Source organism: Rhodopirellula sp. J20-39 (genome assembly GCF_057365095.1).
On record NZ_CP195123.1, the window covers coordinates 350,448 to 369,606 of the forward strand.

At 53.4% G+C, this 19,159-nt stretch carries 14 protein-coding genes; 4 read left to right on the top strand and 10 right to left on the bottom strand.

Annotated elements, in window-relative coordinates:
* Positions 1-141 precede the first annotated feature (141 nt).
* Positions 142-2,181: a serine/threonine-protein kinase gene (locus tag ACR3ZL_RS01170; RefSeq protein WP_486173151.1), complete on the top strand. Its 2,040-nt coding sequence runs from the start codon at positions 142-144 to the stop codon at positions 2,179-2,181.
* Here ACR3ZL_RS01170 and ACR3ZL_RS01175 read toward each other — a convergent pair.
* The 6 genes from ACR3ZL_RS01175 to ACR3ZL_RS01200 all read right to left on the bottom strand — a co-directional run bounded on the left by ACR3ZL_RS01175 (position 2,171) and on the right by ACR3ZL_RS01200 (position 7,411).
* The gene (locus ACR3ZL_RS01175) at positions 2,171-2,524 is read right to left on the bottom strand and encodes a hypothetical protein (RefSeq protein WP_473649713.1); all 354 of its coding nucleotides are present in this window, start codon (positions 2,522-2,524) and stop codon (positions 2,171-2,173) included. The two genes, ACR3ZL_RS01170 and ACR3ZL_RS01175, sit on opposite strands and share 11 nt — an antisense overlap.
* 6 nt (positions 2,525-2,530) lie before the next feature.
* Complete coding sequence (locus tag ACR3ZL_RS01180; protein ID WP_473649712.1) at positions 2,531-2,812, bottom strand: hypothetical protein; 282 nt, start codon at positions 2,810-2,812, stop codon at positions 2,531-2,533.
* A gap of 356 nt (positions 2,813-3,168) precedes the next feature.
* The gene (locus ACR3ZL_RS01185; RefSeq protein ID WP_473649711.1) at positions 3,169-4,890 is read right to left on the bottom strand and encodes a LamG-like jellyroll fold domain-containing protein; all 1,722 of its coding nucleotides are present in this window, start codon (positions 4,888-4,890) and stop codon (positions 3,169-3,171) included.
* A 6-nt stretch (positions 4,891-4,896) separates the two neighbouring features.
* Positions 4,897-5,427, bottom strand: a complete 531-nt coding sequence (locus ACR3ZL_RS01190) for a sigma-70 family RNA polymerase sigma factor (protein ID WP_283435558.1) — start codon at positions 5,425-5,427, stop codon at positions 4,897-4,899.
* 193 nt (positions 5,428-5,620) lie between these two features.
* A complete protein-coding gene (locus ACR3ZL_RS01195) occupies positions 5,621-5,833 on the bottom strand; it encodes a hypothetical protein (RefSeq protein WP_473649710.1) in 213 nt (70 codons plus the stop codon).
* A 300-nt stretch (positions 5,834-6,133) separates the two neighbouring features.
* Positions 6,134-7,411, bottom strand: a complete 1,278-nt coding sequence (locus ACR3ZL_RS01200; RefSeq protein WP_473649709.1) for a DUF1559 family PulG-like putative transporter — start codon at positions 7,409-7,411, stop codon at positions 6,134-6,136.
* A gap of 1,660 nt (positions 7,412-9,071) precedes the next feature.
* Between ACR3ZL_RS01200 and ACR3ZL_RS01205 the strand changes: the two genes are divergently transcribed.
* On the top strand, positions 9,072-9,962 hold the full coding sequence (locus ACR3ZL_RS01205; protein ID WP_473649708.1) for a PH domain-containing protein: 891 nt from the start codon (positions 9,072-9,074) through the stop codon (positions 9,960-9,962).
* Positions 9,963-10,599: 637 nt separating this feature from the next.
* On the opposite strand, the gene ACR3ZL_RS01210 is transcribed toward ACR3ZL_RS01205, so the two are convergent.
* A complete protein-coding gene (locus tag ACR3ZL_RS01210) occupies positions 10,600-11,016 on the bottom strand; it encodes an Hsp20/alpha crystallin family protein (RefSeq protein ID WP_473649707.1) in 417 nt (138 codons plus the stop codon).
* A gap of 132 nt (positions 11,017-11,148) precedes the next feature.
* Positions 11,149-11,583 (bottom strand): Hsp20/alpha crystallin family protein, encoded by a 435-nt coding sequence (locus ACR3ZL_RS01215; RefSeq protein WP_473649706.1) that lies wholly within the window; start codon positions 11,581-11,583, stop codon positions 11,149-11,151.
* A 628-nt stretch (positions 11,584-12,211) separates the two neighbouring features.
* Between ACR3ZL_RS01215 and ACR3ZL_RS01220 the strand changes: the two genes are divergently transcribed.
* Positions 12,212-13,444, top strand: a complete 1,233-nt coding sequence (locus ACR3ZL_RS01220) for a DUF1559 family PulG-like putative transporter (protein ID WP_473649705.1) — start codon at positions 12,212-12,214, stop codon at positions 13,442-13,444.
* A gap of 400 nt (positions 13,445-13,844) precedes the next feature.
* A complete protein-coding gene (locus ACR3ZL_RS01225; protein ID WP_473649704.1) occupies positions 13,845-14,027 on the top strand; it encodes a hypothetical protein in 183 nt (60 codons plus the stop codon).
* Positions 14,028-14,154: 127 nt separating this feature from the next.
* Here ACR3ZL_RS01225 and ACR3ZL_RS01230 read toward each other — a convergent pair whose 3' ends face one another.
* Positions 14,155-18,132 (bottom strand): PVC-type heme-binding CxxCH protein, encoded by a 3,978-nt coding sequence (locus ACR3ZL_RS01230; RefSeq protein WP_486173152.1) that lies wholly within the window; start codon positions 18,130-18,132, stop codon positions 14,155-14,157.
* A gap of 403 nt (positions 18,133-18,535) precedes the next feature.
* Entirely contained in the window at positions 18,536-18,943 is a 408-nt protein-coding gene (gene mntR / locus ACR3ZL_RS01235) for a manganese-binding transcriptional regulator MntR (RefSeq protein WP_473649701.1), read from the bottom strand.
* Positions 18,944-19,159 lie beyond the last annotated feature (216 nt).

Below are 19,159 nucleotides of genomic sequence, written 5' to 3' on the forward strand. Positions count from 1 at the left end.
CTCGTCACGCACCCCAGTGAACCGTAGGGTGCCGTGCTCGCCACGCACCTACTCGCTAACCCAATTCAACATAGAGCGCTCCGCCATCACAAATCGATAAATCTGCCTGCAGAGGGGGTTGGATGTTGTTAGATTGGTGGGATGAGTTCATCTCCTGAAATCGCAGAGCTTGTTCGTCAATGGCAGCGCCGGACCCAGAGTGGTGAGGTGGGAGTCTTAGAAAGCCTTCAGGCCGATCATCCTGAGATCGCACAGGAAATAGCGACCGAGGTTTCGAGACTGCAAGATCGCGAAACAAACGCATCAGCTTCGGAAACGCAGACGAGCAAGTCGGCATTTCAAACGGATGAGTTTGCGACGATGCTGCCGTCGAGACCGGATCATCCTCGAAAAGCGGTTCTGCGTGACGAGACGCCCGCGTCGCTCGGTCCGCAGGGCCGGTACCGGGTCGTGCGACTGTTGGGAAGCGGCGCGTTTGGCGATGTCTTTTTGTGCCACGACGAAAAACTGTTGCGTGATGTCGCGATCAAGGTCCCGCGGATTGAGTGGCTGCAAGAACGCGGTAACGTGACCGACTTCCTTAACGAGGCGCGAGCCGTAGCGGCGCTTCGAGATCCCGGGATCGTCACCACACACGACGTCCTAGAGGATAGCGACGGCACCATTCTCTTGGTGATGGAGTACGTCGACGGCGGAACGCTGCAGAACAAACTCGATCAATTGCCGCCGGAGACTTCTCGGATGGCGACGCTGGGTGTCGGCGAGGTCGCGCGGATCGGATGCGATATCGCCGGGGCACTCGTCGAGCCTCACCGATTGGGGTTTGTGCATCGCGATCTCAAGCCCGCCAATGTGTTGATCGGTCGCGATCGCTTGCGAATTACGGATTTCGGACTGGCAATCTCAACCGCATCGAATTCGCTTGCCAACACGGCGGGCACACCGTTGTACATGTCTCCGGAGCAACTACAGCCTCACGAATCACAGCTCGACGCGAGATCAGATTTGTGGAGCATCGGTGTCATTCTCTATCAGACCTGCACTGGCCAGTTCCCTTTTCCAATACCTGAGTCATCGGAAAAGGAGGGACGAAGCAGGACGCGAGAGTTGTTCCGCCGTATACAGGAAGACTCGCCCATCCCACCACGGCAAATAGACAAGTCGATCCCGGTCGCATTGGAACAGGTTATCTTGCGATGTCTGCAAAAGAACCCAGCGGATCGTTATCAAACTGCCCAAGAGCTAGGGAACGATCTACGACTTCTAAGCGTGACTGACGTACCAGGTTGGCGGTGGGAGTGCCTTGCAATTCCAGCAGGTGCGTTTCTGACTTTCGTTGGTGTCATAGGAGTGACTGCAAGCTACTTCAGTATGTTGTCGATACCGCATCTGACCCAAAGCGATTTGATTAGCGAAGGAATCGCCTCCTATGTATTTGCGGCGTTGACATTGGGGATCGGCCCGCCGTTGATTGCAGCGGGAAATTGGTGTTGTTGCCGAAGAGCCAAAGCACAGCGAGCGAACACACCGACGTTACCCTGCCGCGTCAGTCGTTACGCAGTCGCCTGCGTGGGAGCCGGGGCGGCGACCGCGGGATGGGGGCCACCGGTGTTTCTGTTGACGATGGTTTTGGCGGTACTCGCGTGGCGTGATGTTCGTCGAAAGAAGCATTGGTTGTCGGGCGAACGACATATCCTCGTCGGCTTAACGCTCACCATCTTGATGATGATCCCGTGGACGTTTTGGTGGTTCACCTTTGCACAGATCACCAAGGCGACTCGCATGGTAGAGGTCGTCGACATCGCGATCACGAATTCGGATTACGGTTTGGCGGATCAAACCCTCGATCAGATTGCCACACAAGCTCAAGGTTTTCCGACGTCCTATTCTGCCGTTCATGATGTCGCGTTCGCCTTGGATGTTCGATTGGCCTACGCCAAAGGGGATTACAAGCGGGTGCTCGAAATGGCAGATTCGAATAAGAGCTCAAACAAATTCATGAGTGTGCCTGAAGTGATGGTCGTGTTTCTGCGGATGAAGGCAAACGAACAATTGGGAAACCAAGAGGCGGCAGACCGAGACCGTGATGTGTTGGCCACGGTTTCTCAATGGACGGAAGAGCAACTACCCGAATGGGTCGAGATTCCTGACACGGTCCCCAAGCGATCGTTCACACGCTGAATCCCCTCCATTTCCACCCACCACCCGGGAGCGTGAGGCTCCCGCCGAACTCCACCCAGTACCAACCCGATACCCACCCCAGCTCGGCAGGAGCCTCGCCCTCCTGCTCATACCCCAACATATCCACCCACGACCCGGGAGCGTGAGGCTCCCGCCGAACTTCACCCAGTGCCAACCCGCTACCCATCACCAGCTCGGCAGGAGCCTCGCCCTCCCGCCCATACCCCAACATTTCCATCCACGACCCGGGAGCGTGAGGCTCCCGCCGAACTTCACCCAATGCCAACCCGCTACCCATCACCAGCTCGGCAGGAGCCTCGCCCTCCCGCCCATACCCCAACATTTCCACTCACGACCCGGGAGCGTGAGGCTCCCGCCGAACTCCACGCAGTACCAACCCGCTACCCATCACCAACTCGGCAGAATCCTCGCCCTCCCGCCCATACCCCAACATTTCCACCCACGACCCGGGAGCGAGAGGCTCCCGCCGAACTCCACGCAGTACCAACCCGCTACCCATCACCAGCTCGGCAGGAGCCTCGCCCTCCCGCCCATACCCCAACATATCCACCCACGACCCGGGAGTGTGAGGCTCCCGCCGAACTTCACCCAGTGCCAACCCGCTACCCATCACCAGCTCGGCAGGAGCCTCGCCCTCCCTTTACGACTCCGGCCCAACCATTGGAAACCGCATCGGTGGTTTCGGTAAACGCCGCCAGCTACGACATTCAAAACGGACCTTCCCCGCAATTCGCTTCAACTGATCCTCTACCCCTCCTTCACACCCAGATGGACCCTCGCTCGTAGTGATCGCTGCGGCAACGAAAATCTAATCAACCGCCGCAGACAACTCCATTCGGGAGCAACGCGTTTCTCTGTTTGCAAAACGTGGTAGCGGTAGGCCGGACCCAGCGAAGCGCCGTTCCGGCAATCCCAAATTGATCATCGCGGGATGAGGCAGATTCACTCGGGACAACGTGTGCTGAATCATTGAGACATTCGCGTTTCGATTCCATACTTCTTCATCAATGTTTCGGTCGCTTGGTCGAGGACACTCTGGCTCAACATATGATCGTAAAGCACGATCTCCGCGATCTTTCCGCGAAAGAAGTGATCGTTACGGTCTCGATGGCAACCGATAATATACGAGTCATTGGAAGCGAGACTGCCGACCGCATTGTCGCGTGACTGAATCTGTCCATTCACAAAGATCTCGTACGTATCGGACGGCAGGCTGTAACGTACGGCGCAAACGTGAGCGACATCATTTGGCATGTTGTAGTCTGACTGGAGTTTTACCGATGAAAACTGCCCACCACCGTCGGCACTGTACCACCAAGCGACACTTGCAAAATTCGAAGCATTCTTTCGCTCTAAAATGAGTTTAGTAGAGCTACCGAGGGTCATGAGTTGCGAGTAGTTCGGATCATCTTTGACGTCGCCATACTGACAAACCATGAGTACAGTCACCTCGTCGCCGGTTTGAAATGGAGTCGTGGCTAGAAATTCACAACCATCCCAACCGCCGAACTCAATTGCCGGGCGGTTCGCAATCGCACTGGTCTTCCAAGATGGGCGGAACCTCGAGTCGACCTGCCATGCGGCTGAATTGGGAACCGACTCATTGTTGGCCGATGCACGGTCAAGCACTGCGAGATTTTGCCAAGAGATGATGCGTGAATCGTCGTCAAGCTGCACGCCCTGACTCGCTTCAAACCACGCTAACAGATCTTCCTTTTCAGGTAAGTCTGTAATGGTTTCGGCATTGTTCGCCGATTCAGCTGAGCGAACCGGAAGCAGGATGAACTCTTTGGGGTTCGCAGGGATGAGTTCATTGGTTTCGCTCGAGTCGGCTGAAACTCGCACCGCCATGTTCTCAGTTAGTCTGCGTCCAGGTGGCGTAAGGTTACCGGGTTCCTCCCGTTGGTGCGAACGCCCCACGACTGATTGAACCATTTCGACCTCCCCATCGAACACGTGTGTTTCCGATGCCCCGTCCTCATCGACCGTTATTCCAAACTGCGTGCCATGGTCAATCACACGACCTCTGGGGGTTTGAATCTCAAAGCCCACCGCCACAGGAGGAACGAATGCGGTCAGCCTACCGTTACGTAAAAAACCACGATCAGCGGATACCACTTCCATGTCCGCGGGGCCCTGCAAAGTGACCTGGGCGCCGCAGTCAAACTCGACGACGACGACTCCTTCCGAGACGCGTATCGACTGCCCTGGCTCAAACCGGTTCAGATTGCCAAAACTCCATTTCTCTTGCTGCATGACGCAGTCGATCCGTTGGACGATCGAGGCACCTGACGATTTCCGGATTTCGTCGACTTCCTTCGTCTTTACGGCAACGGCACCAGACGACATTAAATCCTGCGGCCTTATCCGCCCCAGGAAGTATCCGCCCGATACAAGGATCGCCAAGCAAGCGGCCGTTGCGGTGCCGCGAAGAAGATGTCCGAAACTTCGTCCAGCAGATTTTTTCAGCTCGACTGGCTGGCTCTCAATTTGGACAGGACAAGATTGCAAAGTAAGTTCTTGCAACTCCTCGGCTTCTAACACAGCGCGGGTATCGAGGTGAGTAGCCGACCACTGCAGGAACTGCCGGGCGTTGTCTGGATCCTCATTGATCCAGTCCTCCATCTTGCGGAGTTCTTCCGGATCGAGAGTCCCATTTAAATATCGGTCAAAGAGTTCCTCGTTCATCTCACTTTAGCCCATGGTCGGAATGTCGCTGCCCATACGACCAACGCAGTTTCTGAGCGCGGATCGCGCTCGATGCAACGTCACCTCAATCGTACTGCAACTCGTTTCAAGCTTCGTCGCAACTTCAGCAGTGGATCGTCCATCAAGATAACGAAGTTCAATTACTTTTCTCTGACGTCCCTTCAGACGCGCAACGCAGTCTTTCAAAGCCCTTCGACGGTCGACAAGCTCTTCGTCATTGAGGTCTTGTGCCACCGTCGCTAGATTCGCAAGCGTCAGATCCGAAAATTGTGGGTGACTGGACGACTGAGAACGAAAGTAGTCCATCACCTTAAACCTAGCGATTCCCATTGCCCACGGGAGAAACGGACGCTTGGGGTCGTAGGCGTGAAAGTTTTCCAGGACAACCGTCGCCGTGTTCTGAAGCACGTCCTCGGCATGGTGAACATCCCACACGGCGGCCGCTACGAATGCGCGTAACCTCGGTTCGGCTTGCACCCACAACACCGCCGCATCGCTAGAATTTTCGGATATCATCAAGTCTTAAGCCACCGCGTAATCGTGGACTCACCCGCGAACATGGCAAGCCGAACACAGCCATTGAGCCTACAGGTGAGAGCGTGCGACGCCAAACACTTCGCTAGAATTTCCATCGGTAGAATCCCGCACGCGTCGGTTTTGGCAATCGCATAGGTTCGACCAACTACAACATCACAATTCGATTGACCTACTAATTCCCACCCATGCGTTCCGCTCGCATTGCTTGCTGTATTTGCATTTCCGAATCGTCGGGTACCTCGGCTTGTCGTCGCATCATCGCTTCCATTTCGTCACTGGATAACTCGGTCGAAGGATCGGGGACAATCACATTGTTAGTCTTCTCACCACACCCAGAAGAGAAAAGAAGCAGGAACAGAAGAAGCGTTAGACGACTGTAATTCATCAACTCATTCCAAAAACGTTATATGTTCTTCAAGCAGCCCAAGGGCATGAAATTTTGGCAGTTCAGATCTTCTTAATCGACAACAACCAATAACCGCCGATTCGACCACAGCCTCTCGCTTATTCATGGGCGTTCAATGAACGCTGAATCTCTAAGACAGACAGCATTAGCCTAACACCACGCAAGAGCGATCGGAGCCAAAGTGACAGCATTTCAAATGATGTCGTACCCGTTCAAAGTAGCTGGATACGCCAGAATTCAGACCCCGGAAAGTCTGGCGACGTCGTTTAAGAACTCGCTCTAAAATTCCTTGCCAATTGTTTCTTTGGCAGCTCGCGATCCCAACGCACCCCAAAGCCCATAAGGACTTTCCGCCCCTGGTTGATTCCTATGTGTTGCGTTACCCCAGGCAAGGACTGGACGATTGCTGGAGTTGCCCGCCTCGATTGAGTCAGTAACGAACCTGACTGCGCCGTCTCCAAGCAACACATGCACTCCGCCCTGGTGCCGACTGCTGGGAGCAAGGGTGCCATACCCATCACCACTTCCGTTGTAACAAAGCTCTGTGTTCGGGGGCAGAATGGTAGTGCATCCGGTATGAAGATTCGTTCCGTTTGCCCATGCGAGTCCTCGGCGAATTAATGCCCAAGAGTGAGTGTTCCCGTTCCACTGAGGATCTCGAGTCGTCACTGACGGATCCCAGAACTGAGGTCGGTTGGGATCAATCGCCTTGCGGCATACCAGCGGATTCTCCCAAACCCCGGCCTGCCTTACCGGATTCGTTGAAACATCGTTATCGCCGAGGTCTGTCTTGATCTCACCTGCAATGATGGTGTTTGACAAACCGTCAAGAATGTCTCGGAATTTGACCTCTTTCCTTGGGACGAACGCGCCACGGCAACTCGCCCGCGCACGCAACGCACGTGCCGTTTTATCACGTTGCCAATTGCCGGCATCCGTCGTCAGATCTCCCCATCCTGACCCCCACGTGTACTTCGCCACGCCTTCGTTCGTCAGCTCCATCGCATCGCCAACGCACGCCGCATAGTTCGTTCGACCAAACGCGGGCAGCCCGGTTCCTGGATCGCTAGGGCAACGAAGCATCGTTATCTCAGTGACCCAGGGCACATAGGATCCTCGCAGTGGATGCGGGCCCATTGGTGGCCAGAACGAACCGGCATTCAATGTCCCGCCCGTCGAAACCTCAATGTTCGGGTTTGAGATTTTTTCCCATAGTGCCTGTTGCTCGAAAAAGGGAGTTAGCCCCACAAGCCAACTGAGCTGCAGCATGTTGTTTCCGCCGCCTGTCGCAGGATCACCCCACGCCCCCGCTCCGCCTGTGGCTGCATCGGGGTTACGTGTCCCCGTGAAATGGACGGGAAGCTGATTGTAGGCAGCGTGATAATTGTGCACCGCCAAGCCAATTTGTTTGAAGTTGTTGCTGCAGCTCATTCGCCGTGCTGCTTCGCGTGCCGCTTGCACCGCTGGCAGTAACAGCCCCACTAAGACACCAATGATTGCAATCACAACAAGCAGTTCCACCAGAGTGAACGCCTGAGTACTTTTCCATCTTCTCATCACACGACCTCTATCGTTTAACAAAGGAAATAAAAGCGAGGGTGCACGTTTGGCGTAGATAACGAATGAAGAATCCACGCTTACAAAACCTGCACCTCCTATCCGTGTATTGTGCGAGAGCAGAATTCTCTTAACAGAAAACCCGAAAGTTTCTCTCAACTCGCATCACTCGCAACCGACAATGCGAGGATGCCGTCACGTCGGCCACAAGGATCTCCAGCTAATCAGATAGCCCGAAACGGTCACCACAAACCGTCAAGATCAACCGCCCTTCGCCTTCATTTCCGCGGCGTGAATTTCCAGCCGCCCCAACCCAACGTAGGCCGGACCCAGCAAAGCGCCGTTCCGGCAACCCAAAGGGAATCGTCAAGGCATCATCTGTACGCTGTCGGAGCACCATCATTTCGCACCTTGATCCGACCCACCTCCCTGATAGCCCAGTTCAAGCCCCACTTTTCCCCTGTTTCCATCTGTTTGTAAACCACGAAACACACGAACAAAACGAAAGCACTTCTCCGTGCATTCCCTTGCATGTCGTTCGTACCTTTCGAGGTCAAAACGCAGTACACCGATCGTCCGGTTCATCAAAGAGACCTGACCCCTTCGATACCTCCGACCGCCATATCGACCACTCAATCGGGAGCGCGAGGCTCCCGCCGAGCTACACCTAGTGCCGACCTGCTCATCCACTACCGGCTCGGCAGGAGCCTCGCTCTCCCGTTCACGACTCCAGCCCAACTAGGGTGAAACGCATTAAGCGTCTAAGTCACGTAGCTAGCGCGGTATTCCCCGACATTCGCTCTAGTTGACGAGGAAGTTGCTTGTATCGCAACTTGGTCCGGCCAACTCTCGGTCCCCAAACGATCAAAAGTTTCAGGTGTATGAAATTACAGGAATTGACGCCAACGTTGAGGAACGAAGTTCAACCCCCCCCGGACTTGCAATCGCAATCAAGGACGCTCATAATGAGCACCGGTTCACTTGTTCAGGAACTCTTGAGTCTTCGCCACCCCTATGGCATGCACACTGTCATGAAGAACTCAACAGAATTGACGCCTGGACAATTGAAGCGGACTGCATGTAAGCGCACTACCGTGGTTCTGCGTGGAGAATGGGAAGACGAAGACGGACAGCGTGCTGATTGCCAACTTTCCCAAACGCTTGTTCCAGATCGTTACGCGTTTATGAGCACTTCGCTTAACGAGGTAGGTACAAAAAGCATTTTGTTCTGCGCTGCTTCCTTCGTGATCGAGCAACGAAGCAAATCTCCGAAGGCCGCCCTATTATTGAGGTCGGTGACATGATTTTTCGACGGCTCAAAATTACAGCAATGACGAAGGAAGCGCAACTTCGCCTTGGCGGCAAACTTGGAGTGCGGAACGGGATTTCAATTGAGTGTGATCCCGAAACGGGGACACCTTTCGCTCATTTAGAAGTCGCTGGTATCGAGTTGAGAAGGCATGACTACAAGCGAAAATTTTGCGACGAAGCAATATCTTCGCGGACGAGCTTCTATAAATGTTCGTTCGCATTATGGCCTCATAGAATAAAAATATGATAGAAGCGGCTTCATACTTGAAAGTTGCTTTGATGAGCTCTTGTTTTGCTTTCTAAAGATGATCAACCACGGCACGCTAGTCACTAATAACGGAGAGGCAATATGAGTTCTCATTGGTACGTTCAACACAATGGAAAAATTATTGGTCCTGCTAGTGCTCGGCAATTGAAAGGAATTGCTCAACAAGGAAAAATTGATCAGGAAACATTGGTGCGATTAGGCGAAGAAGGCAATTGGACTCCAGCGGGCCGTGTAAAAGGTCTCTTCGAAAGCGTTTCGCAAACAGACATAATTGCTAGCGAAATCGTGGAGGAACGACAGTCGCAGAAGATACCAGCCTTCGCAACGCCAGAGATGAGCGCCCCGGTGCATGCATCAAATGTTCAACCAGTTCATGTTCCAGATTCAGCGTTATCGCGTTTCGTGTCAGAAGGTCAGCCACCAAAGGTTATAGGAAAACTTCTAAGCCGCGTTACCGACGTATGTTCGGATAGCGAGCAACCGGAATACATAGCTGTGCAACACTTGCCCTCAGTAATGTCTCCAGATGCTATCGTTTTGACCAATAAAAGAGTGATCATTTTTAGGGCGAAGGCACTTGGCCGAATGAATATGGTTGATGTTCCTTGGTTAGATGTTCAAAATATCCATATCAGCGAAGGTATTGTGGGTGCAACTCTTTCAGTTGCAGGGCTCAACGGACACGTGGAAACGCTTGAGCATCTTCCGAAAGCGCAGGCCAGATGCGTATATCGTGTGGGGCAGCAGCGAGAAGAACAGATGCGAGAGTTTCGCCGAAGTAGAAAAATGGAAGAAGAACGAAATGCTGCGAACAGCGTGACGGTCAACACTGCGGTCGCGCCTGCTCAACCGGTACCGCCACAAGATGATCTAACTTCTCGTCTTAATCAGCTCAAACAAATGCTTGATGCAGGCTTAATTGAACTACACGAATTCAACGCTAAGAAAGCTGAAATTTTGGCTAGCTTGTAAATTAGACGCGATCAGATCGAGCCGCAGGGAAATATATCCCACCCGAAGGATATCAAACTATAGACGGTGCCCATACGAATCTACCGAGCAGCGATAGCATCGTTAACAAAAATCTCTTGGATAGCTGTGCCCATCGCTGATCCGCCAGTTCAGTAAGATGGAGCCATTCGACTTGAGGTGCCTTTCGTTGCACCGGACCGGGTGTGCGATCCGTCTACAAAAAAAGTCCGGACCGCAGCGTTGAAGCTTGCGGCCCGGACTCGATGGTATGGGGATCTCGGTATGGGGATCTCGAACTGAATGTCTTGAGTGTCGGTATGCAGGAGCGAGGGTTTTGAATTGACCGATTCCTCGCTCCCGCGTCGCGGTGTGGCTTGGTTGTGTTATTGCCAGCAACGCAATTTTACGACCGACACTTCCTTGATCTCGAGTGCAACTCGGGGAATCAAGTCGCCGACAAGTGAGTGCTTCGACAACGTTTCAATTCGAGGGGTCTGACCTCAAGTTTGGGGACGATTCAGCGGGGAAGGACATTGTGGGAGGGACTCGTAACCTCGTCCACTACGACTGGTCCACTAAGAACCGTCTATTGCAACTTGTAGGTCCAACCGAACTCGAATTTGGATGGGTTCAGGCGCTAACTTGCCTTTACTTCGATTCGGCGAGGTTTCGCTCGATCCGATTTGGGTAGGTGTAACGTGAGTACGCCGTCCTTCAGTTCGGCCGAGATGGCTTCGCTGTTGATCGCGTCCCCAATCGTGAAGGAGCGTTGGAAATCTCCGACGCCGTACTCACTGCTCAAAGCACCTTCGCCTTCGTGGCAACGCGCAACTTTACCGTGAATCGACAGTTGGCGATTTTCAAAGTGGATCTCCAAGTCATCTTGATCGACTCCGGGAAGGTCACCGTACAGGATCAGTTCGTCATCGCCTTCCCAAATGTCAAATCGTGGTTGGAAAGTCGGACGCGACGATTCCCCGTTGCCAGATTGGCTGCGTGGAGTGTTCGAGTTTTGTGCGTCCTTCGAGTTGGCTGTGGTCATGGTAGTACTCATTGTTATTCTCCAAATGATTGTGCTTCGAATACGGGTTCAAGGACTTAATGCATGTGGATCGTGTAACCATGCTTCGGATGGGCACCAGCGAGTGCTGATGCCCCTCGAGAAGCGAACCATTGGCAGACCGGATCAGGTCGCCTTCACTTCGATGCGTCGTGGTTTAGCCGCTTCGAGTTTCGGCAGAGTGACGTGCAGAACACCGTTTTTAAATTCGGCGGACACGCTTTCGGCATCGATACCCACCGGCAGTTCGATCATGCGACTGAATTGGCCATAGCCACGTTCTTGCCGATGCCACTTGCCGCCCTCATGTTCAGGGGGTCGACGTTCGCCTTTGATCGTTAACTGGTTATCAACGACGTAGATTTCCAGATCGTCCAAAGAAAAGCCAGGCAGTTCGGCTTCGACATGGAGACTGGTGTCTTCTTCCCAAACGTTCATCGCAGGAAAGCTGGCGACGCCCATCATGCCGCTTTGTCGGTTGCCGCCGCGGCTGAACAACCGGTCCATTTCACGGCTCAATCGATTCAATTCGCTCCAAGGTTCTAATCGAGTAGCTAACATTTTTCGCTCCTTTTAAGTGAGTTCAAAAGAAGAGTGATCGTTTCATTTTGCCTTTTTGACAGTCTGACCTGTCGTGACGAAGAAAATGCAACGAGCGTGCCAATTGGTTATTAGCGATTAGCGATTAGCGATTAGCTTCTAGCTTCTAGCTTCTAGCTTCTAGCTTCTAGCTTCTCGTACCTTTTTTTAAATAAAAAGCAGTTGCCAAAGGGAACGCTGGAGAGCCGTTTCGAAGACGGGATTTTCTTGTCCATCAGCCCAAGATGTGGCGGCAAAATTGGTTCAAAGAAGGGGGCGGTTTGGCGTCACTGCGGGTAGGCAAAACTGGCGATTTTTCGGCCGAAATCCGGTGCATGGGTGTGTTGCCGTAGCCGATTTTGGGCCGCTTTCGGGACACTTCCGAGCTCATTCCAGATAGCGCAACCAATTGCTGCCCATTGGTCATTCTATTCTGGTTTCCTGAATAGACGTTAGGCAGAATTAAATGGACACCCCCTGCCAGAACTCCTAGTATCGGCCCGTAAGGTCAAGATAACGCGTTTTTATGTCCCATAGAACGCTCGCTGCCTTGGTCGGGTGGGTACGTCTCTCGCCGTCGAATTGAAGACCGATTCTTAGGAGAATTTGAATGAAGACTACGGAAAAACGTCGAGGGTTCACTCTCGTTGAACTCCTTGTCGTAATCGCAATTATTGGTGTTTTGGTGGGCCTATTGTTACCCGCGGTGCAGGCTGCTCGAGAAGCGGCACGCCGGATGAGTTGTAGTAACAACTTCAAGCAGATCGGACTTGGTCTTCATAACTATCACGCTGCGTTTAAAGCGTTACCGGTGCATCATATGGGAACGCATTCCAAGAACGGGAGTTATGTTAACAGCGGGATCAGTAACAAGAACAACGGTGGCGGCCACAACGAATACACCCTCAGTTTCTTAGTTGGGCTGTTGCCATTCGTTGAACAGCAAGCGTTGTGGGAACAGATCGCAAATCCCAACAATGAAAGCTCCAGTGGAGGTCCTCCGGGGAAACCTTGGTCACCGATGGGTCCATCGCCACGCCAGCAGGAATACAAACCTTGGATCACCGAAATTGGCACCTATCGTTGCCCCAGTGACCCTGGCTTTGGCTTGCCGGCACTGGGACGAACGAACTACTCAGCCTGTATTGGCGATTCCCCTGACAAGGCTGATTGTCGTTGGCCAAACAATCCCCAGAAGGGCAAGCTGGTTTACACGCAAGACGATGTGATTGAAGCTCGAGCGGCTTACCGAGGGATGTTCCAACCCGCTTTCCAATGCAAGTTCCGGGAGACATTGGATGGGCTTTCCAACACGATGATGTGCGGCGAAATCGCTACCGATCTGGGTGATAAGGCGATTGCAACCACGCTGATGATCAATGGCAATGGTGGCATACTTCGTAACCAGCCCGGCGAAGCATGCAGCAAATACATCGATCCGGAACGTCCTTCGTTCTACAAGAGCAGTATTGATTACACCAATAAGACCAACGGCTTCGCAAAGATCTTTCAGATGCGTGGCTATGTTTGGTCCGATGCTCGTACGGGATTCACTTGTTTCACTGCAATCCTTCCACCCAACAGTGAACTTTGCATGTCCGGCGGTGACTCAGGGTATGGGATCGCTTCGGCGTCGAGTCGTCACCAAGGCGGTGCGCACGTGTTGATGGGAGATGGGGCCGTTCGCTTCATCACCGATTCCATTGAAGCAGGCAATAGCAGTGCGGGGTGCGTCTATTCAGGAGGCAGTGACGCTCGGTCGCCGGGATCCCCAAGCCCCTATGGATTGTGGGGTGCTTTAGGAACACGAGCATCCAAGGAAGTGATCGACGAAGAGTATTGATCGCAACTTGTTTGGCGGGTCCATAGTAGGTCGTCGCGGTGGATACCTGACGGCCTGCGCCTTTCCGCTATTCGCTCAAACGGTAGGGCACGGGCTCTCCGGAGGCGGGTTTTTCGATATCCGTTAGTGGACGAGTCAACGAGTCCGTTTGACTTGAGTTGTGTAGTTTCCTGAGATTTGCGGAGAGACTCGTTACCTCGCCCAATACGGCTTAACCCGAACTCAAATGAACTGAATTGGGACGCATCGCCCGGTGCGTCTTTCATTTCAACGATGCACCCAGAAAGAACCGTGTCGTTGAAATCGCCTGACTTAGCAGATCCGGGCCGTAGTTTCCTTTTTACATTTCTTGATCGACAGCGATCCATTTCCTCGAACCAACAGATGAACCTGAATGAACATGACTCGTTGCCTTTTATTCACCTTCGTGATTCTCGTTTCCGGTCTGCCTACGATGGGATGCGGCGACGGAGAAAACCGAACTATCGAAACCCAAGGAGAACTTTGGGACGAACGGGCCGCTTTCTACGCGGACGAAAACAACTTTAGTGACAAGGAATACGTGGACAGCAACGAAGAGTAACTTGCCAAGAGCCCGCGTTTTTCGACGTGGATTTCGTCAAAGATCAAATCCGATAACACGAAAAAACCGGACTCGTGTGGAGACACGAGACCGGTTTCAGGTGCTTTTTATAAAGATCAGCTTGACGTTATTTAATCTTTGCCTTCCGCTTCAATTGCTGCAGCCTCTTCTCACCACCTTCGTTAACTTCGAAGATGAAGCGAGCCAGATCCAAAAACTCGGCTCGACTCTTCAGCGTGTTCACCAATCCAGCGGGCATGGTTGATGTCTTGGACTCGATTACGTCTTCAACGTCATCCATCAAGATCTCGCGAGGCTTGCCTTGGTCGATCGCGATGCTGAGTGTGATCTTGTCATCCGTTTCGGACACCAGGAAGCCGGATAGAACCGCACCGTCGGCCGTAATCACGTTGACCGTGCGATAGCCATCCAAGATTTTTGCGGACGGTTGCAGGATCGATTCGACCAAATGCTCGTCGGTGATGTCTTTTCGAGACTCGGTCAATTGGGGACCGAGTTGATAACCTTCGCCGACATCATGGCAGGTCGCACATGCAGTCTTTTCTCCATAAAAGAGCTTGGCACCGCGGACGAGATCACCTTCCTTTCGAGCATCACGAACCAAGTCCGCCAATGGCTCGGACATCAACTCTTTTTCGAGTTGGTTGTTGGTTTCGCTTTCGACGATCATTTCCGGACGACTGCCCTCGGGGAACGGATGCATTTCAAGCAGTTCTTCGGGGGAGTAGAACTTGAGCCGATCCGCAGTGGCGTCTCGAATTCGCTTGACGTCTTTGGGAAGGACTTCATCGGCATCGTTGCCCCAGCTATTGCGAACGTAGGTCAACACAGCGGCAATTTCTTTGTCGCTGAACATGGTGCCCAGTGCGGTCATGGGTGGTACCCCTTGGGTCGGCTCGAAGATCTTTCCGCGGACGCGGATTTTTCCCCAGATCCCGTGCAGGGTTAGCTTGATCAATCGATCAGGATCACCATTGATCCACTCGCTGCCGGCCAGCGGCGGATAAATGCGGACGATGCCCTCACCATTGTCACGGTGACAGGCATAACAAGAGCCTTCTTCGTAGAAGACTTGTTGCCCAAGATTGTAGGTGCGGGCGAAGGCTTTGTTTTTGAACTTAGTCGACTTGAGAGACTCGGTTCGGTAGTCCTTCGGCTTCATCGCACCTTCGAGTTTGCCGGAGAGCAATTTGTCGTAATCGACCAATAGGTTCTCAGAATCAAAGGTCTTATTCTTAACCAATGATTCGACGTCGGCCTTCAGCAATAGCATGGCACTATTGAGAGCATTGCGAATCCAGTTGTCCGTCTTATAAGACGCGACCGTTAACAGGATTTCGGCGCCCGCTTGACCGCCCATCCATGATCCGGCTGAGAGTGCCTCCAAGCGAACGCGAGGGTGCTGGTCTGCGGCAGCGGTGAGCAAGTAGTTTTCTGGTTGGTCCAGCAGATGCAAGCAGTGCCGGACGACTCGAACGGTCGCGGCGCGGACACGGTGATCTTCCGCTTGCATGCACTGTTGGATCAATTCGATTGACGGCGATTGTTGGCCCCAGGTGGCCCAGAGGGCTTCGAGAACCAATCGTTCGTTGTCCGCGTTGTCGCTGGCAAATTTCATCGCGGCATCGAGCACAGCTTGCTTATCATGGCCACGGAGTTCTCGGTGGGATCGCTTGCGAGCGTTTACCTCGGGCAACTTCATGTTTTCGAACAGTTGGTCGATATTCGCACCGGCGATCGACGGCGGGGTGACCAGCGGACGATCTTGGTGAGTGATGCGGTAGATCCGGCCGTATTCGGAATTACGCATGGGGTCACGAGCACTGTGTTGCATGTGCCCGATCAGCGTGTTGTGCCAGTCAATGAAATAGAGACTGCCATCGGGAGCCACTTCCAAATCGCACGGGCGGAAGTTGCCGTCGGAAGACCGGATCAAGTCTTGGCGATGTTTGCCCTTGATTTCGATGCCGTCTTCGATGGTTTCGTATTGCTTGATTCCCAAGAAGCCGATCGTGTTGGCGTACAGGTAATCGCCCTGAACTTCGTCAGGAAAGTGGCTGCTGTATAGGAATTCGGAACCGGATGTGGGCCGAGTGTGGTGTTCGTAGTTGAACTTCGAAACCTTTGGGATCTCCTTGGAATGGGGCATCTTGATTGAATAACCCAGCATCCAGTATTGAGATCCTCCGGACGCGTCGTTCACAAACGTTTGGCCGTATTCGTCGTGGGCAACGCCCCAAGGGTTGGAAACGTCGGACTGCATGACGCGTTCCAATTTCCAAGACGTGGGATCAAAACGCCACACGCCTCCATCGGTCATCCGCTGCGGTCCCCAAGGCGTTTCGACTTGGGAGTGCAGGAAACGACCTTCACACATATAGAGACCGTTACCATGGTCGGTATCGAAGGCCGAGATCGCATGGTGCGTGTCGTGAGGATCGAATCCGTCTAGCAGAGTTTCTTTAGTGTCGGCACGGTCGTCGCCGTCGGTGTCTTTGAGCAGAACCAGGAACGGTTCCTGGGACAAGTAAACCCCTTCGGGTGCCAATTGGAACCCGATGGGCATGTGCAATCCATCGGCGAAGACCGTTTCTTTATCCGCCCGACCATCACCGTCGGTGTCTTCGTAAATCAGGATCATGTCGTTCGGCTTGGAATCACCCGGTCGATAGTGCGGGTAGCTTGGCAAGGTGGAAACCCACAGCCGACCGCGGTTGTCGAACTGCATTTGGGCCGGGTTGCCGAGGTTGGGGAATTCCTGTTCGGATGCAAACAGCGAAACCTCGTAGCCTTCGGGAAGCGTGAACGTTTTCATCGCCTCAGCTTCGGTCTTAAGAAAGTCTGCGGTGCCGTTCTTTTCGCTAATTTGAAAGTTGGTTACCACGGACGACAAAGGACGAGTAACCGAGTCATCGACTTCAATGGTTGCCGATTTGCCCTGTGCGATGGCCCACACATTTCGATCGCGAAGGACCGTCATTTGCCGGATCTTTTCGATCTCTTCGGGATAGTTGAAGTTGCCATACGGAGCCCAACGTTGCCCGTACGCATGCACACCGTTAAGCATGCGATAGTCGTTTCGCCAGTACCAAGCTTTGTCTTGGATCGCTTGATGTAACAGGGGGTGAGGATTGGAGGGGGTTGGCGAAGCACCGAAGAGTTGTTCCATCATGACCGGTGCCAACTTTTCATAACCGGCCTTGGTCAGGTGGACGCCGTTGATGGTCAGTGGCGTTGGGTCGCTCGTGAACCATTCAAGGGTGGGCGAAAAGAGATCCATGAAGCCAACGCGTTTTTCATGGGCAACGACTTCAATAGCATCCGCATACGCTTTCAAAATGGAATTGCGATTTTCCGCATCCGGTAATTCCAATCCAGATAGCGACTGCATCGCAATTGGCGTGGCTAAGACCAGACGGGGCGGCTTGTTAGCGATTCGTTCGTACGATCGGGTCAGCGTGTGATCGACAAACGCTCGAAGTTCGTTCTTGAAGTTCTCCACGCCTTCGAGGCCATCAAACGACTCGTTGAAGCCAAAGAAGGCGACGATCGTGTTGGCCTTGATGATGGTCAGCCATTCATCGGGTTTGGGGTAGTGTCCCTTGCCATAGTGAGCTTGGATCTCGGGGCGAAACTTGTTGCCGCCGGGAAATGCCCACGGGTCGCTGTTTCCAGCCTCGGGGCGAAACGCAGGCGTGTGCCCGGGATAACCCAAGTTGCGAAAGGTTAGCTGTTTCGCAGCAAACCGATGATGCAGCAATGTTTCAAAGGCGTTGAACAGTTCCATCCGTGCAGCCAGCCCGCTTCCCAGAAACGCGATCGTTTCGTCTTGATGCACTTCTAGTGGCAACGAAACGGCCGGCGCGGTCGTCGAAACAGCGATCGGTTGCAGGTACTCAGGACGAACACGCTTGTTCTTTTGTACTTCGCTATCGGTGATTGTCGTGATGACCTCGGGAGCCGACACGTCGCCAGTTTCGGCAGCGTCGGCGTTGGCCACGGGCAGGAACATTGCTAGGCAAACCGCGGGGAGCGAGCCACGCACCAATCGAGTGACTTTTGAGTATGACAAATCAGATTTCATGGAGTTTGCTGGGCCTAGCCGAAGGGTTAGAACCCTTGCCAAGCGGTGAAAGGAGGGAGAGGACGGGAAGGAAGGGCAATTATAGTTAATTGAAAAGCGGTTGTGATCACGCTATCAACGAAAGCTTAGGGCTGTTTGTTTCGCCAAGAATGCCCGACGGGCCCGGAGCAGAAAAGGCGGCATCGAGTAAATTAGGGAGGAGCTATTGAGAAAACCGTGTAACCGATGGCTACTGGCAGTGAATGCATCAACTCTATTTCGCGTTGGGTTTCACCGTAGCGGGCGAGGTAACGAGGTGCTCCGCACGGCTCAAGTCACCAACGAAATTCAAGACAAACGTGCTCGCAGTCTCGTTCGATATCCTGAATCGAAATGCGCCTAAAGTATGAGCTATTGGAAATAGCTATTGGGGCCAGCCACGGTCAACGATCCGCTTCATCGCTTCAAGCGTTTCTTTGCTGACGTGGTGTTCGATGCCTTCACTATCGATCGCTGCGGTTTGGGCACTGACCCCGATGGCTTCCAAGAAAGCCTTGACGATCTGGTGGCGTTTGCGAGCGGCGGTGGCCAGACGCTTGCCTTTCGGGGTGAGTTCGATCGGTTGGTATGGCTCGGTTAGCACCAATCCGTCCCGCTGCAGCCGAGCGACGGTGTTATTTACGGTCGCATGAGTCACCGCGAACTGCTTAACCAAATCGATCGAACGGCACACACCCTTGTCGGCAATGGTGTCGGCGATGGCCTCGACGTAGTCCTCCGCCAATTCGCTGGCGTGGTCGTCTCGTGTTCGTTGATGGACGCGTTCGGTCAAGAAGTTGCCTGGCAAATATCAGAAAGGTAACAAAGGGCAGCTCGGCTTCCCTTTGGGACGGACGGTAAGGTGTTCCAGTTTACCTAACGCAGAATTTTTGCAGTACCCCTATGGCTTGGCGGTTCGGATTGCTAACCTACCAGAAGTTAGTGCAGGCTAACTTGTGAGCCGGGATATCGAATCCCGGTTTTGGTCTGCTATGCAAGTTAGCCTGTG

What these genes read in the sequence shown, in the direction of transcription:
- ACR3ZL_RS01170 (WP_486173151.1), top strand. Translation starts at nt 142, where the DNA reads ATGAGTTCATCTCCTGAAATCGCAGAGCTTGTTCGTCAATGGCAGCGC.
- ACR3ZL_RS01175 (WP_473649713.1), bottom strand. Translation starts at nt 2,524, where the DNA reads ATGTTGGGGTATGGGCGGGAGGGCGAGGCTCCTGCCGAGCTGGTGATG.
- ACR3ZL_RS01180 (WP_473649712.1), bottom strand. Translation starts at nt 2,812, where the DNA reads ATGGGTAGCGGGTTGGCACTGGGTGAAGTTCGGCGGGAGCCTCACACT.
- ACR3ZL_RS01185 (WP_473649711.1), bottom strand. Translation starts at nt 4,890, where the DNA reads ATGAACGAGGAACTCTTTGACCGATATTTAAATGGGACTCTCGATCCG.
- ACR3ZL_RS01190 (WP_283435558.1), bottom strand. Translation starts at nt 5,427, where the DNA reads ATGATATCCGAAAATTCTAGCGATGCGGCGGTGTTGTGGGTGCAAGCC.
- ACR3ZL_RS01195 (WP_473649710.1), bottom strand. Translation starts at nt 5,833, where the DNA reads ATGAATTACAGTCGTCTAACGCTTCTTCTGTTCCTGCTTCTTTTCTCT.
- ACR3ZL_RS01200 (WP_473649709.1), bottom strand. Translation starts at nt 7,411, where the DNA reads ATGAGAAGATGGAAAAGTACTCAGGCGTTCACTCTGGTGGAACTGCTT.
- ACR3ZL_RS01205 (WP_473649708.1), top strand. Translation starts at nt 9,072, where the DNA reads ATGAGTTCTCATTGGTACGTTCAACACAATGGAAAAATTATTGGTCCT.
- ACR3ZL_RS01210 (WP_473649707.1), bottom strand. Translation starts at nt 11,016, where the DNA reads ATGAGTACTACCATGACCACAGCCAACTCGAAGGACGCACAAAACTCG.
- ACR3ZL_RS01215 (WP_473649706.1), bottom strand. Translation starts at nt 11,583, where the DNA reads ATGTTAGCTACTCGATTAGAACCTTGGAGCGAATTGAATCGATTGAGC.
- ACR3ZL_RS01220 (WP_473649705.1), top strand. Translation starts at nt 12,212, where the DNA reads ATGAAGACTACGGAAAAACGTCGAGGGTTCACTCTCGTTGAACTCCTT.
- ACR3ZL_RS01225 (WP_473649704.1), top strand. Translation starts at nt 13,845, where the DNA reads ATGACTCGTTGCCTTTTATTCACCTTCGTGATTCTCGTTTCCGGTCTG.
- ACR3ZL_RS01230 (WP_486173152.1), bottom strand. Translation starts at nt 18,132, where the DNA reads ATGAAATCTGATTTGTCATACTCAAAAGTCACTCGATTGGTGCGTGGC.